Origin of the sequence: Candidatus Epulonipiscium sp., assembly GCA_012519205.1 — a bacterium.
GTDB lineage: Bacteria > Bacillota > Clostridia > Lachnospirales > Defluviitaleaceae > JAAYQR01.
In genome coordinates this window covers 45,169-61,699 of the sequence record JAAYQR010000016.1, presented here as the reverse complement: position 1 = coordinate 61,699, position 16,531 = coordinate 45,169, and the positions used below count along the sequence as shown (strand labels likewise).

Sequence of the window (16,531 nt, the reverse complement as noted above, 5' to 3'; positions counted from 1 at the left end):
ACGGAAGTTTTTTAGAAAAGGAGGAAAACCATGGCAGTTCTAAGGCCCTTTGAGGCGATAAGACCAAGGGAGGACATTGTACATCAGGTAGCGGCTCTACCCTATGATGTTATGAGTAGTGAAGAAGCAAAAGAAATGGTAAAAGATAATCCCTATTCCTTTTTACATGTAGATAAAGCAGAAATAGATTTAGAACCATCTATAGATTTGTACGATAAAAAAGTTTATGAAAAAGCAAGGGATAATTTAAATAAAATGATAGATGATGGTGTATATATCAAGGATAACCAGCCTTGTTTATATATTTATAAATTGATAATGGATGAGCGGGAGCAAATAGGAATTGTAGGTTGTGCTTCCATTGATGAGTATCAGGATAATATTATAAAAAAGCATGAGCTAACCAGGGAAGATAAGGAACAAGACCGTATTAAACATGTAGATTATTGTAATGCCAATACAGGTCCAATATTTTTAACCTATCGTTCAAAAAAAGAAATCAATGATTTAATAAATACTTGGATGAAAACCCATAGGGCAGTATATGATTTTAAGGCAGAAGATGGTATTGGTCATATCGTATGGGTGATTGACGATAATAATATGATAGAACAAATAAAGACCTACTTTAAAGAAATAAACTATCTGTATATAGCCGATGGCCATCATAGAACCGCATCCGCTGTAAAAGTAGGACTAAAAAGAAGAAAAGAAGGGGCCTATACAGGGCAGGAAGAATTTAATTACTTTTTATCCGTCCTTTTTCCCGATGAGCAGCTTCATATTATGGATTATAATAGAGTTGTTAAGGATTTAAATGGACTAAGCGAAGAAGAATTTTTTGACGCTATAAAAGAAAAATTCGAAATCGAAGAATTAGAAAACTCAAAGCCTTACGAGCCTGTGAAATCTCACGAGTTTGGAATGTATATCAATAAGTCATGGTTTAGGCTAGTAGCCAAGGAAGGAACTTATAATCATGAAGACCCGGTAAAAAGATTGGATGTATCTATTTTACAAAATTATTTATTAGGACCTATCCTTGGAATAAAAGATCCAAGAACAGATAATAGAATTGATTTTATCGGAGGAATTAGGGGACTAAAAGAGCTAGAAAACAGAGTGGAGAATGGAATGAAGGTAGCTTTTTCGATGTACCCAACCACTATAGAGGAATTGATGGACATTGCCGATGCAAATAAAATCATGCCTCCAAAATCCACATGGTTTGAACCCAAATTAAGGAGTGGAATATTCATACATTCCTTAATCTAATAAAGTAGCACTCAGTTAAAAAATATATATTATAAGACAAAAAAGGCCTTTTCTCATCTTCTTCTCTTATAAATATTTTTATAAAAATGACAAATGACATAGTTAGCATGAATAAATAATATATAGGCATCCCATACTAATTATGTAGAATTACATTGTCTTGCAATAATATTATATGTAGAAAGAAGGGAGATTGTAATGTTAATAAATAAATTTACCGCTGGTATAATGCTTGGTGGCATAGCAGGAGCAATGGGATTTAAGGTGATGTCAACCAATAAAAGGGGACGTCGGAAAATGATGAAAAACGGAAGAAGAATGATTGAAAAAGCAGGGAATATTATAGAAGGATTAAGATAGGATGTGCAGACTTGCACATCCTTTTTCAATTCAATGAAATGCAGGTATAAGCTTCCATTTAAAAGATTAGATAAGTTCGCGGAAATAAAAAAATTAGATTTAGTTCTATTATAACAAACAATACTACATATTGACAAACTTCGAATCTTTTCTTATAATTTTTAGAGAGAATGTTCTGCCCAAGAAAACCTCGTTCCTACTGGGATGAGGTTTTTACATTAAAATAAAGAAAAAACTAGGGGGATATACATGGGAAAAAAAATGATTTTTGCCTTTGCTTTTGTTTCAATCATAGTCAGTATAATTTATTCATATGGATTAAGGGATAATAATCCTACTAAGGATACATTTAGTGATGTAGATAAGCAAGTAGTATTGCCTAAGGAGGAGGGAGGTGGAGCAGTGGACGAATCACCAATAGATAAAAATATTATTCTGCAAAAGGAAAAAGATTTGGATTTGATTTTAAAGACAATAGAAGATAGAAAAACAGATGATTTAATATTGGTTAATAAATGGAATCTACTAAGCGAAAGTTATAAGCCATCCCCTATATTAGACGGAGCAGGGGATATACCTTCAACCAAAAAAGAAATGCTTTTACAAGAAAATGCTCTAAGGGCAGCCATTAAGCTATTCGATGGGATAAACAGTGAGGGCATAACAGGACTTAGGGCTGTTAGTGGATATAGGCCCTTTAGCTATCAAAGCCAATTATACAATGCAAAGGTTAATTATTTTGCTAATGACTTTGATTTAGAAACTGCTAAAGAAAAAGCCTCTGAAATTGTTGCTGTTCCGGGCACTAGTGAACACCAAACAGGACTTGTTATCGATTTTTCCTGTTTAGAATTATTAAAAACCTCAGACCCTTTAGTAGAAGAGTTTAAAAATAGTCCCGAGGGAAAATGGCTGTATGAAAATGCCTGGAAGTATGGATTTACTTTAAGATATCTTCCTGAGAAAAAGGATATCACAGGGATTATATCAGAACCTTGGCATTTCAGGTATGTAGGAATTCCCCATGCAGAGTATATGAATAATAACAATTTGAGTTTAGAAGAATATATAGAATACCTCAAAAAGATAGAACAAATTACATTTGAGGATTATCATGGGAACAAGTATCAAATAAACTATGTTCAAAAAGAAGAATATGGTATACTACTAGGGGACGAATTTGATATTGAAAAAGTTATTGCAGTATCAGGGAGTACAAAGGACGAGTATATTATTACGCAAAAACTCGAATTAGAATAATAAAGAGTTGAAAATACAGGAGGTTGCATGATGGAGTCTTTGGGACTAAATGATATCAGAGAAAAATACTTATCTTTTTTTGAAGAAAAGGGTCACTTAAGGATGGGAAGTTTTTCCCTTGTGCCTCAAAACGACAAGAGCCTACTTTTAGTTAATGCCGGAATGGCACCGCTTAAACCCTATTTTACAGGACAGGAAAAGCCCCCTAAAAAAAGAGTTACAACCTGTCAAAAGTGTATTCGAACAGGGGATATAGAAAATGTAGGTAAAACCTCAAGGCATGGGACCTTTTTTGAAATGTTAGGAAATTTTTCCTTTGGAGATTATTTTAAGGAAGAAATAATTCCCTGGGCATGGGAATTTGTTACGGAGGTTCTAGAAATTCCTACGGAAAAACTTTATGTTTCAGTTTACGAGGAAGATGAAGAAGCATTTAAAATTTGGAATGAAAAGGTCGGAGTACCTGCAAAACATATTGTCAGATTAGGAAAGGATGACAATTTCTGGGAAATAGGAGTAGGACCCTGTGGACCCTGTTCGGAATTATATTTTGACAGAGGAGAAGAAAACGGATGTGGCAGCAAGGAGTGTGCTCCAGGTTGTGAATGTGACCGTTTTGTAGAGATTTGGAATCTTGTTTTCACTCAATTTGATAAGGATGAAAACGGGAATTACAATCCTCTTCCAAACCCTAATATTGATACAGGAGCAGGACTTGAAAGGGTCGCAGCTGTTATGCAGGGGGTTGATTCAATATTTGATGTAGATACTATTAAATCGATTCGTGACCATGTATGTAGCATTGCAAAGGTGAAATATCAAACAGATGATAAAAAAGATGTGTCTATCCGGGTTATTACAGACCATTTAAGAGCAATTACATTTATGGCTTCTGATGGAATAATTCCCTCTAATGAAGGAAGAGGCTATGTATTTAGAAGACTCTTAAGAAGGGCAGTCCGTCATGGTAAGTTATTGGGGATTACTGGATTGTTCTTAGAAGAGTTGGCAGCTACCGTCATAGATACTTCAAGTAGTGCATATCCGGAACTGGAAGATAAGAAAGAATATATTCTAAAGATACTTTCGGTAGAAGAACAAAGATTTAATGAGACCATAGACCAAGGTATGGAAATACTAAAAGATTACATTAAAGAGTTAAAGGAAAACAAACAAACCGTTCTTCTAGGGGAAAAATCTTTTAAACTTTACGATACTTATGGTTTCCCAATTGATTTAACCAAGGAAATCTTGGAAGAAGAAGGCTTAGACTTAGATGAAGAAGGATTCATAAAAGAAATGGAAATACAGAAGGAAAGGGCAAGAACTGCTAGGGAAGAAAGCACCTATATGGGAGCAAAGGAAACCGTATATGCAAAATTAAATAAGGAATGGCTAACGAAATTCGAAGGATATAGAAATCTAAAACTAGATAATGTTAATATTCGTGCGATTATTTCAAACAATGAATTTGTAAATCAAGCTCAAGAGGATGAACAGGTATCCGTTATTGTGGATAGAACTCCTTTTTATGCTGAAAGTGGTGGACAAGTAGGGGATAAAGGAATTATAAAGACGGATAAAGGGACGATTCAAGTTTATGACTCCATAAAAGCAACAGGGGGAAATATTCCCCATATAGGGAAGGTTGTAGAAGGAACGGTTTCAGTAGGGGAAAAAGCTTCTTTAATAGTGGATAAGGAAAATAGAATGGCAACTGCTAGAAACCATAGTGCAACCCATCTTCTTCATAAGGCATTGAGGGATATCTTGGGAAATCATGTGGAACAGGCAGGTTCCCATGTATCCACAGAAAGGCTTCGTTTTGACTTTGTTCATTTTGCATCTCTTTCTCCAGAAGAAATCCAAAGGGTAGAGGAAAAGGTAAACAAAAAGATTTTTGATAATATTCCTATAACAATCCATGAAACAGATATTAACGAAGCTAGAAAAATGGGAGCAATGGCATTGTTCGGTGAAAAATACCAAGAAAAAGTTCGAGTGGTTAATATGGGGGATTACAGCATAGAATTATGCGGAGGGACCCACTTAGATAATACAGCTCAAATCGGAACCTTTAAAATTATTTCAGAATCCGGGATTGCTGCAGGAGTTAGAAGAATTGAGGCATTAACGGGCTCAGCAGCTTTAGAACACTATAAACAGCAAGAAGAGTATATTAAAGAACTATCTTCAATGCTTAAGACTACCCCAGACCAAATAACGAAAAAGATAGAAGCGTTAATTTTAGAAACCAAGGAAAACCAAAAAGAGATAGAAAAATTAACAAGTAAAATGTCTATCGAAACAGTTCAAAACATGCTTGAAAACAAAAAAGATATTGATGGTGTTACCTTGATAACAGCCAGATTTGACGAATTAGATATGAATGGGCTTAGAAATATGGGAGATAGTATTAAAAATAAAATAGTATCGGGAGTAATAGCCTTGGCTACGGGGAAAGATGGCAAAGTTAGCTTCGTTGTAATGGCAACGGATGATGTTGTTAAAAAAGGCGCCCATGCAGGAAATATTATCAAAGAAATTGCCAAAATAGCAGGGGGCAATGGTGGCGGACGTCCCAATATGGCCCAAGCAGGTGGTAAGGACTTATCAAAAATCGATAAAGCTCTTAGTAAGGCAGAAGAGGTATTAAAAAGTCAAATTAAATAAATTCAAATAAGAAAGCGGCAGAATACTGTCGCTTTCTTGTTTGACACATTTTAGGTTAAAGAGTACAATTAATATTAAATTATGAATTAAATTGGAGATGTATAGATGAAAAAAACATACTGTTTATTTTACCTCTTAACACTTGTTTTTTTAACTTCCTGCGGACAGACGAAAGAAAGCAATGAGATAGTGGCCAACTGGAATATAGAAGGAAATACACAAGTGGCAATGGCTATTAATGGAGAAAACAGTAATGTTGTTTTGGAAGAAATATCTATAGAAAAAAAAGAACCAGAAATACATTCTGCAAAAATGAAAGTTGTAGGAGATATTATGGTCCATGAGTGGCAGATAGAAGCTGCCTTTGATAAAGAAAGTAATACCTATGATTTCGGTAGACAATTTGAATTGGTAAAACCCTTTTTAGAAGATGGGGATATTACAATAGGTAATTTAGAAACTACCCTTGCAGGTTCAGAAGCCGGTTATAGCGGTTATCCGAGGTTTAATACTCCAGATTCCCTAGGAGATAGTTTGAAAGATTCTGGATTTGATATACTTACCACGGCTAATAATCATTCCTTGGACACAAATGCAAAAGGCGCCCTTAGAACCTTAGATATATTGGATAAGTTAGAAATTGAACATACAGGTACATACAGAAGTCAAGAAGAAAGCGAGCAGATAATAATCAAAGAAGTAAATACTATTTCCTTTGCTTTTTTATCCTATACATATGGGACTAATGGTATACCAATTCCTAAAGAGCATTCTTATTTAGTTAACTTAATCGATATGGAAAAAATGAAAGCAGATATAAGAAAAGCTAAAGGTTTGTCCCCAGATTTTATTGTTGTAAGTATTCATTTTGGAGAGGAATATCAAGAATATCCCAACGGGAATCAAAAGCAGATAGTGGACGAATTATTTGATGTCGGGGCTGATATAATATTAGGTTCCCATCCCCATGTCATTCAGTCTATGGAAACAAGAAAAATTACAAGGGATGATGGTAGTGAAAAGATATGTTTTGTGATATATTCTCTGGGTAACTTTGTTTCTTCTCAAAGAACACCCCTTTATCCTCCAAGAGATGCAGGAATTATATTAAATTTGGATTTTGAAAAAATAGAAAATGAAAAAGCAGAATTGAAATCAGTATCATTTATGCCTACATGGGTGCAGTTTAGCAAGAAAGACGGGAAAAGACTAATAAGAGTTATAGGAAACAATTTATCCGAAGAAGAATTAAAGGAAGAATTAAATGGAGATGAAATAAATAGGTTCAAAAGCACAAGGGAGTATATATTGCAGCATCTATTAGGAGAAAATGAAATAAGAATAAAGGACGATTTTTATGTGTATCCTTTTTAAGATTGGTTATTGACGAAAGACACCTAATTGTGTATAATCTATTACAGTGCTTTAGAACTTTTCTCCGTTAGTATGCATAAAGCACAACCTTGCAATCCGGAGGGAGGGGAATTTATGTCAGAGGTTATCGTCAGAGAAAATGAATCCTTAGATAGTGCTCTGCGCCGTTTTAAAAGAAACTGTGCAAAAGCTGGAATTATGCAAGAGATTCGTAAACGAGAACATTACGAAAAACCAAGTGTTAAACGTAAAAAGAAATCAGAAGCTGCTAGAAAAAAGATTAAATAATTCGTTATAAAGCATATAAAGGATGATGTTTATGTCTTTAAAAGCCAGACTTATGGAAGACATGAAAGCAGCGATGAAAGAAAAGGATACTGTCCGAAAGAATGCAATTCAAATGGTTCGTGCTGCAATATTGCAAGTTGAAAAGGACCAAAGAATTGAATTGGACGAGGAAGGCATTCTTGAAGTAATTTTAAAAGAAGTTAAAAAACGTAAGAGTGCCCTTGCCGAAATAGAAAAAAGTAATCGCCAAGATATAATTGAAGATTCAAAAAGGGAAATTGGAATCTTAATGAACTATCTTCCTAAGCAGTTATCTGACGAAGAGCTAGAAGAGATTATCAATGAAGTGATTTCTGATATTGGTGCAGCTACTATGAAAGACATGGGAAAAATTATAAAAGCTGCAGCGTCAAAGGTAAAAGGTCGGGCAGATAACGGAAGAATTAGTAAAATAGTTAAAGAAAAACTAAAGTAAAATAATTGTAAGGCAGAAACAAGCTGTGTATTTATTATACAGCTTGTTTTTTATGTCTTAAAAACCCTTTTTCTGCATATTATTTATAGGGGAGCCCTAATAAGACCTAAAGATGAATCAATCCTATGGGAGGTGCAGACCTATATAAATGGAGGGATACATTTATGAGTAATAGAAAAAAAAAGAAACAAAAACAGAAAAAAGAATTACAACCAATTGGTATAAAGAAGAAAATGACAGATATATTAGATCTCCCAAAAGAAGTTATTTTAAATCTCCCAATCATTTCAATGGTAGGAAATGAGGAAATGCATATTGAAAATTATAAAGGAATATTGGAATATGACAATGAAAGAATAAGAATATATACATCAAATGGAATCCTTAAATTAGAAGGTCGTGGATTATTTTTAAGAGCTATGACAACAGAAGAAATTGTAGTTAAGGGGACTATTCTTAAGATGGAATTTTTAGTTTAGGTTCAATATATACAGGTTGTGGGGGGCATAATATATGTTTTTGTCTATATGGAATTATTTGCGAGGCTATGTTACTATACAGGTATCGGGATTTTCCGCAGAAAGGTTTATGAATTTAGCATCCCATAGAGGGATTTATTTGTGGGATATTCATAGAAACAAGGGGAAAATGCAGATGAAAGTAAGTATAACCGGATTTAAGTTATTGAAAGATTGCGCTAAAAAAACAAAATGCAAAGTTAAGATTGTAGAGAAAAAGGGATGGCCTTTTGTCGCCCATAGATATAGAAAAAGAAAGATGATGGCTTTAGGAATATTTGTTTTTCTAGGGATTTTATATCTTATGTCTTCATTTATATGGGTTATAGAAATAAGTGGTAATGAAAGAATTGCCCTAGAGGAATTAATAGAAGCATTAAATAGCCATGGAGTAAAATTAGGAGTTTTGAAAAATAAAATCGATAACACGGAAATAGAAGGCTTCTTAAGGGAAAACTTTGATGATATATCCTGGACAGCTGTGAATATTAAAGGCACAAAAATCACAATAGAATTAAATGAAACTGTAATAAAACCTGAAATTGTAGACCAAACAACCCCCTGTGATTTGGTGGCAGAAAAAACAGGACTGATAGTAAGCATTACAACTAGGGCAGGAACGCCGAAAGTTAAGCCAAAAGATATTGTTAAAAAAGGAGAGGTATTGGTCAGTGGTCAGTTAATTGTAAAAGAAGATGAAGAGGGGGTAATTACAAAATACGTCCATGCCGATGCGGATGTAATCGCTAAAACTAGATATGAGATAAAGCATAAGCAGCCCTTATATTATATAGAAAAACAATATACAGATAATATAAAAAAGCAATATGCTATAAGTTTATTAGATAAAGAATTAAATTTATTAAAACCCCGTATTTCTTTTCAACATTATGATAAAATTATTAGTAACAAACAATTGGCTATCACAAAGAATTTCGTTTTGCCAGTTCAAGGTATTACTTATGAATACAAGGAATATATACCCGTTAAACATAAATGGACTATTGAGGAGGCAAAAAACTTAGTTCAAGAAGAAATACAAAAAAAGCTCCTAGAGCAAATAGAAAAAGATAGCGAGATTTTAAATCAAGAAATACAATATCATCCCAAGGAGGATTCCTTAGGTGTAGAGGCTGTTTTTACAATTAAAGAACATATAGACAAAGTGCAAGCAATCGATAGGAGGAAATTAATTGATGGAACAAAAGGAAAAGACACTACAGATACCGACTGAATATATTTCTAATATTTTTGGAAAGTTTGATGAGAACCTAAAGATAATTGAAAAATCATTTAATGTTGAAATTGTAAATAGAGGCGAACACATAAAAATCATCGGGAATGAAGGGGATATAAATAAAACCCTTCGTACCCTTAAACAACTTATTACTTTGGCAGATAAGAAAGAAACGATAGCCACCCAAAATATACAATATATAATTTCCTTGGTGGGAGAAAATAAAGAAGAAGAATACAGTCAAATACACTCAGATTTTATATGCATGACAATCAATGGAAAACAAATAAAGAGCAAAACCTTAGGACAAAAGAAATATGTTAACATGATAAGAAATAATGTAGTCGTATTTGGAGTGGGACCAGCAGGGACAGGGAAAACTTATCTAGCTATGGCTATGGCAATTACCGCCTTAAAAAACAATGAAGTAAACAGGATTATTTTAACAAGACCTGCCATAGAAGCAGGGGAAAAATTAGGATTTTTGCCGGGAGATTTGCAAAGTAAGGTAGACCCATATCTTAGACCGTTATACGATGCATTATATGAAATCATGGGGGCAGAAACCTTTCTAAAAAACATGGAAAAGGGTATAATTGAGGTGGCACCTTTAGCTTATATGCGGGGGCGAACCCTAGATAATTCTTTTATTGTTTTGGACGAGGCTCAAAACACAACTCCTGAACAAATGAAGATGTTTTTAACCCGTATAGGTTTTGGTTCTAAGGCTGTTGTGACGGGAGATATTACACAAATTGACTTGCCAACTGGTAAAAAATCAGGATTAACAGAAGCACTTAAGGTACTAAAGGAAGTAGAAGGGGTGGGAATTTCCCTTCTATCTAAAAACGATGTGGTAAGGCATCCATTGGTTCAAAAAATAATACAAGCTTATGAAAAATATGAGAACAAAAAAGATAAGAAAAGGTAGGAGATTATATTGAGTAGGGGGCGAATAGTAAGAGTTTTACTAATTATAATATCTTTTGTATTAACCGTATCTGTAATTATGTCAGGGGAATATTTTAAAAGATCGGAAGACATTAAAGTAGGCGCTGTTTCTTCAAAAAGATTCATTGCTCCTAGAGAAACGGAGAATGTATTTGCTACGGAAAGAAAAAAAGATGAAATAAGAAATAGTATAGAACCGCTATATAAACAGGATACTAAAGTAGGAGAACAAGCAGTTATAAAAGTAGAATCCCTATTTGATAATATAGAAGAGACAAGAAGATTTATAGAGGAACAAAAAAAGATACAAAATGAAATACTAAGAAAACAGGAATCTGCAAAGCCTATGGGAGCAGAAGACTCCGAAGAGTTCGAGGATATGGAAAAGGAAGTAAACCAGGATATTAAAGAGTATTCGATAGAAGATATAATAGAAATGACAAAGCACCAACTAGAAGAATACAAAAAACAATCGCCTATATCCTTATCCCATGAAGAGTTCGAATTTCTTATTAAAATGAATTCAGGCGATAGGAATGAATTAGAAAATCAATGCATTAGCGCCGTTGAAACTACATTTAGTATGGGCATTAGGGAAGAGACAAAAACCAAAAATATATTGGATGTGAAAGAACATTTTGAAAATCTTAATATGGAAGATAATATTAAAATTGTTGGATATGATATCGTTGCCTCTGTCATCCGAGCTAATATGATCATAGATGAAGATGCAACCTATAAGATGCTAGAAGAAAAACTTCAAAAAGTTGAACCGGTTATAATCCTTAATGGACAAAAGATTGTTGATGAAGGAGAAATAGTCACAGACGAAATATACAGTATATTAAATGACTTGGGATTTATTAAGAAGGACTTTAAAGAAAGTACAATACAGTATATAGGGATTGTCTTGTTAATAGTTATCCTACAAAGCTTTGTATATGCATATATATGGTTTTTCAATAAATCTATTGTTGAAAGTAGAAAAGAAATGCTTTTACTTTTTTCAATTTATAGTATTAGTATTATTATGATTAGATTTATGAGTTCCTTAGATTTTGCATGGATTCCTATTCCAATTGCAGGTATGCTCTTGGCGATTTTACTGGATGTGCGATTAGGAATTATCTTAAACGGTTATATTACAATAGTTGGGGTTCTGATTAATAAAGAAGGATTAAGTTTTATGATATTTTTCCTAATAGTAGGAACAATTTTTTCAATGCTTGTTATGAACACTTATAAAAGGAATAGAATTTTATGGGTAGGTTTTATAGCAGGTGCCCTAAATGCCGTTACCTTACTAAGCATCGAAATGTTCCTAAATAATACATATACCCCATCCATTTCATATATCTGTTTGTATGGATTTATAAGTGGTGTTTTGGCTGTTATTATCACTGTTGGCAGTCTTCCCTTTTGGGAAGTGGCTTTTGATGTTGTAACCCCTATAAAGCTACTTGAATTGACAAATCCCGATCAACCTCTATTAAAAAGATTATTAATAGAAGCCCCGGGGACATATCACCATAGCTTAGTAGTGGCTAATCTAGCAGAAACAGCCGCCGCTGATATAGGTGCTAATCCTCTTTTGGCTAAAGTGGGAAGTTATTATCATGATATTGGTAAAATTATATATCCCCAATACTTTAAAGAAAATCAAGCATTAGACAATCCCCATGATTACATGGAGTCCTCCGTTAGTGCAAAGATTATTCAACAACATATTACTAATGGAATCAAAATGGCTTCCGAGTATAAATTACCAAGGGCTATTAAGGATATGATTACTCAACATCATGGGACAACCTTAATTCAATATTTTTATCATAAAGCAATTAAAATTGGCCCTGAGGAAGAAATTTCAAAAGCAGATTTTAGCTATGAAGGGCCTATACCTCAATCAAAAGAAGCAGCAATAATTATGTTGGCAGATACAGCAGAGGCGGCAGTTCGCTCCATGGAGTTCCAAGACAAAAATAAAGAAAAAAATGAAGAATTAGTTAGAAAACTAGTAAAAAGCAAACTAGATGAAGGACAATTAGATGATAGCAATCTTACTATAAAAGACTTAGAAATGATTATTCAGGCCTTTATGAAAGTCTTTAATGGTATGTATCACGAAAGAATAAAATACCCTGAAAAGCTAAAGGAGAAAAACAGTGAACATTCTAATGGAAAATAACACTTCATTTTTATTAAGCGATAACATAAAAACCCTAATACATAAAATTATTGAACAAACACTAAGGGAAGAAAGATATCCATCTACCGTTGAAATCAGTCTTACCTTTGTAGGTAATGAAGAAATACAAAGGATAAATAACGAGTTTAGAAATATTGATAAGGCTACGGATGTTCTTTCTTTTCCGCTATTAGAATTTGAAGCATCCGATGATGAAAATGACGAAGAGTTTTCCTTAGAGGGTTTAGATGATTATATGAACCCTGATACTGGGGACTTGATGCTGGGTGACATTATAATTTCAGTGGATAAGGCTAAGGAACAGGCTAGGGAATATGGGCATTCTATAGAAAGAGAAATAGGATTTTTAATAGCTCACAGTATGTTTCATCTGATGGGATATGATCATATGACGGAGGATGAAGAAAAAGAAATGGTAGAAAAACAAGAAAGAGTGTTAGGTTTAGTGGGACTTGGAAGATAGGGGGGAGTAAGCTGCAATAAAGGAGACTGAATATGAAAGAGCCAAGAACCTATAAAAATTTAATGAAACAGAGCCTTTTAGACTTGCGGAGGTTGTTTTTATCGGGATTGGTATCCATACTCCCCCTTGCTTTGACTTTTTATGCAATTGGACTGGTTTTCAATTTTACTGATAGGATTCCAAGGGAAATAATTGCAAGAATAATCGTTTTTTTCTTTTCCTTATTCAATATAAATATCCCGATTGAGGAAGCTAATATTCCAGGGTTGGGGCTTATTACCAGCATTTTTATAATTATGGTTGCAGGGTATATTTCTGCAAATTGGATTGGAAAGGGCATAATTAGATCCCTAGAAATATGGTTTCTAAAGATACCTATAATAGGAAACATATATACAGCCTTTAGCCAAATCATGGATACCATTTTTACCAAAAAGAAGAATGCATTTAAGGATGTGGTGTTGCTTGAATACCCCTATAGGGGATGCTATGCCATAGGCTTTATAACCACTGATACTCCTTTGAAGTTTAAGGGACTTATTGAAAAAAACCTTGCTGTTGTATTTGTGCCTACAACACCTAACCCTACATCAGGTTTTATGTTAATGATGGAAAAAAATGAAATATATAAACTGAATATTTCCGTTGAAGAAGCAATCAAGATGGTTGTTTCAGGGGGAATACTAGCTCCGTATAAATTCTTGGATACATCGAACTAATTGAAATAGGGGGAATGTTATGGATTATAGTGAACTTATTAAAAAAGCTTTAGAAGCTAAGGAAAAAGCATATGTTCCATACTCTCACTTTAAGGTAGGGGCTGCACTTTTAACTAAAAGTGGGGAAATATTTACGGGCTGCAATATAGAAAACTCTTCTTTTGGGGCTACAAATTGTGCGGAGCGGACTGCCATTTTTAAAGCTATTTCCGAAGGGGAAAATGAATTTAGGGCCATTGCCGTAATGAGCAGCTCTGGGGATTTCACATATCCCTGTGGTATATGCAGACAAGTAATTTCGGAATTTACAAGAGATATAAAGATAGTGTTAGGAAATAATAAAGGAGATATTAAGATTTTTACAATTAAAGATTTTTTACCTTATGCATTTACAAAAAACGATATTAAATAAAACTTTGAAATATAAATGAAATACAAACGAAATATTATTGAAATAGACATTAGGGGAGAATAATATTACAATGAAATTGAATAAGGTTTCTAAAGATTCATTAAGTATTCCCCCTTGATACATGAATTTGTTAAAATAAAAGTTCTGCATTTTGCAGGACTTTTATTTTGTTAATAAAAAGAAATAGATTGTAACTATAAAAATAAAACTATATAATTGTTATAAGTATAGATTTATGACTTATACTAAGAATATGGTTTTTATTTATGGTTTGCATAAAATAAGGAGGAATATAAATTGAAATCGGATTATCGTTCGGGTTTTGTTACCCTTATTGGAAGACCCAATGTGGGGAAATCAACATTAATGAATCGGTTTATAGGAGAAAAGGTAGCTATCATGTCTGACAAACCTCAGACTACTAGGAATAAGATACAAAGCATTTTGACAAAGGATGAATATCAAGTTGTTTTTATCGATACTCCGGGAATTCATAAGCCAAAACATAAACTAGGCCAGTATATGGTTAAGGCTGCTGAAAATACATTGAATGAAGTTGACATCATATTAATGCTCATAGAACCGTCTCAAAATGTTGGGCAGGGGGATAAATATATTATTTCCGGACTTAGGGATATTAAAACTCCTGTTATTTTAATCATTAATAAAATTGATACCGTAAAAAAAGAAAATCTATTGGAAATTATAGATAGTTATAAGGATTTATATAACTTTGCCGATATTATTCCTATTTCAGCATACACTGGCGAAAACTGCGACAGATTACTAGAAACAATTTATAAAAAGCTTCCAGAGGGGCCGCAATATTTCCCAGCGGATATGATTACGGACCAGCCGGAAAGACAATTAGTTGGAGAACTCATCCGTGAAAAGGCCTTGCACCTATTGCAACAGGAAGTTCCCCACGGGATTGCTGTAGAAGTAGAAAGCATGAAAACTAGAGAAGATAGTGATATAGTTGATATACAGGCAGTCATATATTGTGAGAGGGATTCTCATAAATCGATTATCATAGGGAAGCAAGGAAGTATGTTAAAGCAAATTGGAATAAGGTCGCGAAGGGATATAGAAAGACTCCTAGGTTCGAAGATATACTTGGAGTTATGGGTAAAGGTGAAGAAAAATTGGAGGGATGATTCCTTTACTTTAAAAAATTTTGGGTTTGATCCAAAGTCTATTTGAAAACATTTTGTCAAGGTATGTAGTACTGGTAAGTTTTTTGCAGTATACAACGATATTTAGAGGACACCCTAATACTATAAAACCAAGGATAGGGGGAAACTCAATTGCTAGAAAAAGTTTTTTGGGATGTATTTAAAAAGACAGGAAATATTGAAGCTTATCTTGCCTCAAAGGAATGTACTCATTGTAAATTTAATGAAGAGGTTTCAGAAGAATTGTTTCCTCATATTAAGCATAGTAAAGAAGAAAAAGCTAAAGAAAGATGAATAAATATGGAACATATTAAGACAAAAGGCATCATATTAAAAGAAATTCATATAGGTGAAGCAGATAAAATTCTTAAGATTTTTACAAAAGATAAAGGAAAAATTTCCGTCTCTGCAAAGGGAGCAAGAAAACATAAAAGTCGTTTATCAGCAGGAACACAGTTGTTTTCCTACTCAGATTTTTTAATTTATGCAGGTAGAAATTATAATATCATTCAACAGCTTCAGGTTATTGAAACATTTCACGGCATACGGGAGGATATCATTAAATTGACATATGCCTCCTATTTTTTAGAGCTTTTAGATGGAGTAACACAGGAAGGAGAAACAAATGAAGAATTGCTTTTATTGACTTTAAAAACTCTAGTAGTTTTGGAAAAAACTACACGAAACCCAAGATTGATTGCAAGAATATATGAATTAAGGTTAATGTCTATAATAGGATACATGCCTGAAATAACCCAATGCGTAAATTGCGGCATAGAAAAAGGTATAGGTAGTTTTAATACAAGGCTTGGGGGAGTATTATGTAATAGTTGTTCTACCAGAGATTCTTATACTTATAAGATGTCTATAACTACTTGGTATACTATCTGGTACATAGTTACTTCTGATTTGAAAGAGTTGTTTCAATTTAATGTAGATGAGAGTATATTAGAAGAGTTAGAGAAAATCACTAAGAGTTATTTAACATATCATATAGAAAAACGATTTAAGACCCTAGATTTTTTAAAAGAAGTTGAAACATTTTATAATTAAACCGTATTGACAAAGCTAAAATTATTTGCTAGATTAATGTTAATTCAATAAACTGCGATGAAAAAGAAGAGTAACTAACTTAATTTTTTAAG

17 protein-coding genes and 1 other annotated feature (1 of these 18 cut by a window edge) are annotated in these 16,531 nt (G+C 33.4%); all 17 genes read left to right on the top strand.

The features are described 5' to 3' along the window. Window positions 1–30: 30 nt before the first annotated feature. On the top strand, window positions 31–1,275 hold the full coding sequence (locus GX308_05135) for a DUF1015 domain-containing protein (protein NLK21459.1): 1,245 nt from the start codon (window positions 31–33) through the stop codon (window positions 1,273–1,275). A gap of 198 nt (window positions 1,276–1,473) precedes the next feature. After that, on the top strand, window positions 1,474–1,635 hold the full coding sequence (locus tag GX308_05130; protein ID NLK21458.1) for a hypothetical protein: 162 nt from the start codon (window positions 1,474–1,476) through the stop codon (window positions 1,633–1,635). A 249-nt stretch (window positions 1,636–1,884) separates the two neighbouring features. Continuing rightward, a complete protein-coding gene (locus tag GX308_05125; GenBank protein NLK21457.1) occupies window positions 1,885–2,895 on the top strand; it encodes a M15 family metallopeptidase in 1,011 nt (336 codons plus the stop codon). Window positions 2,896–2,925: 30 nt separating this feature from the next. Continuing rightward, on the top strand, window positions 2,926–5,568 hold the full coding sequence (gene alaS / locus GX308_05120) for an alanine--tRNA ligase (GenBank protein NLK21456.1): 2,643 nt from the start codon (window positions 2,926–2,928) through the stop codon (window positions 5,566–5,568). 105 nt (window positions 5,569–5,673) lie between these two features. After that, entirely contained in the window at window positions 5,674–6,942 is a 1,269-nt protein-coding gene (locus tag GX308_05115; GenBank protein NLK21455.1) for a CapA family protein, read from the top strand. A gap of 114 nt (window positions 6,943–7,056) precedes the next feature. Next, window positions 7,057–7,230, top strand: coding sequence for a 30S ribosomal protein S21 (locus GX308_05110; protein ID NLK21454.1), 174 nt, complete (start codon window positions 7,057–7,059; stop codon window positions 7,228–7,230). 31 nt (window positions 7,231–7,261) lie between these two features. Beyond that, the gene (locus tag GX308_05105) at window positions 7,262–7,705 is read left to right on the top strand and encodes a GatB/YqeY domain-containing protein (GenBank protein ID NLK21453.1); all 444 of its coding nucleotides are present in this window, start codon (window positions 7,262–7,264) and stop codon (window positions 7,703–7,705) included. Window positions 7,706–7,869: 164 nt separating this feature from the next. After that, window positions 7,870–8,184, top strand: a complete 315-nt coding sequence (gene yqfC, locus GX308_05100; protein NLK21452.1) for a sporulation protein YqfC — start codon at window positions 7,870–7,872, stop codon at window positions 8,182–8,184. A 34-nt stretch (window positions 8,185–8,218) separates the two neighbouring features. After that, window positions 8,219–9,457, top strand: coding sequence for a sporulation protein YqfD (gene yqfD / locus GX308_05095; protein ID NLK21451.1), 1,239 nt, complete (start codon window positions 8,219–8,221; stop codon window positions 9,455–9,457). Then, window positions 9,420–10,391 carry a PhoH family protein gene (locus GX308_05090; GenBank protein NLK21450.1) on the top strand — a complete coding sequence of 324 codons (972 nt, stop codon included), beginning with the start codon at window positions 9,420–9,422 and terminating at the stop codon, window positions 10,389–10,391. The genes yqfD and GX308_05090 overlap by 38 nt, the downstream gene beginning before the upstream one ends. Window positions 10,392–10,400: 9 nt before the next feature. Beyond that, window positions 10,401–12,596, top strand: a complete 2,196-nt coding sequence (locus GX308_05085; GenBank protein ID NLK21449.1) for an HDIG domain-containing protein — start codon at window positions 10,401–10,403, stop codon at window positions 12,594–12,596. Then, complete coding sequence (gene ybeY, locus GX308_05080) at window positions 12,586–13,080, top strand: rRNA maturation RNase YbeY (GenBank protein NLK21448.1); 495 nt, start codon at window positions 12,586–12,588, stop codon at window positions 13,078–13,080. The genes GX308_05085 and ybeY overlap by 11 nt, the downstream gene beginning before the upstream one ends. A 32-nt stretch (window positions 13,081–13,112) precedes the next feature. Next, a complete protein-coding gene (locus tag GX308_05075) occupies window positions 13,113–13,799 on the top strand; it encodes a DUF502 domain-containing protein (GenBank protein ID NLK21447.1) in 687 nt (228 codons plus the stop codon). A gap of 19 nt (window positions 13,800–13,818) precedes the next feature. Beyond that, a complete protein-coding gene (gene cdd / locus GX308_05070) occupies window positions 13,819–14,211 on the top strand; it encodes a cytidine deaminase (GenBank protein NLK21446.1) in 393 nt (130 codons plus the stop codon). A 297-nt stretch (window positions 14,212–14,508) separates the two neighbouring features. Further along, window positions 14,509–15,414, top strand: coding sequence for a GTPase Era (locus GX308_05065; protein NLK21445.1), 906 nt, complete (start codon window positions 14,509–14,511; stop codon window positions 15,412–15,414). A gap of 104 nt (window positions 15,415–15,518) precedes the next feature. Then, window positions 15,519–15,680: a YqzL family protein gene (locus GX308_05060; protein ID NLK21444.1), complete on the top strand. Its 162-nt coding sequence runs from the start codon at window positions 15,519–15,521 to the stop codon at window positions 15,678–15,680. Window positions 15,681–15,686: 6 nt separating this feature from the next. Then, window positions 15,687–16,439, top strand: a complete 753-nt coding sequence (gene recO, locus GX308_05055) for a DNA repair protein RecO (GenBank protein NLK21443.1) — start codon at window positions 15,687–15,689, stop codon at window positions 16,437–16,439. A gap of 48 nt (window positions 16,440–16,487) precedes the next feature. Beyond that, window positions 16,488–16,531: a binding site (T-box leader), on the top strand; it runs 131 nt beyond the window's last position.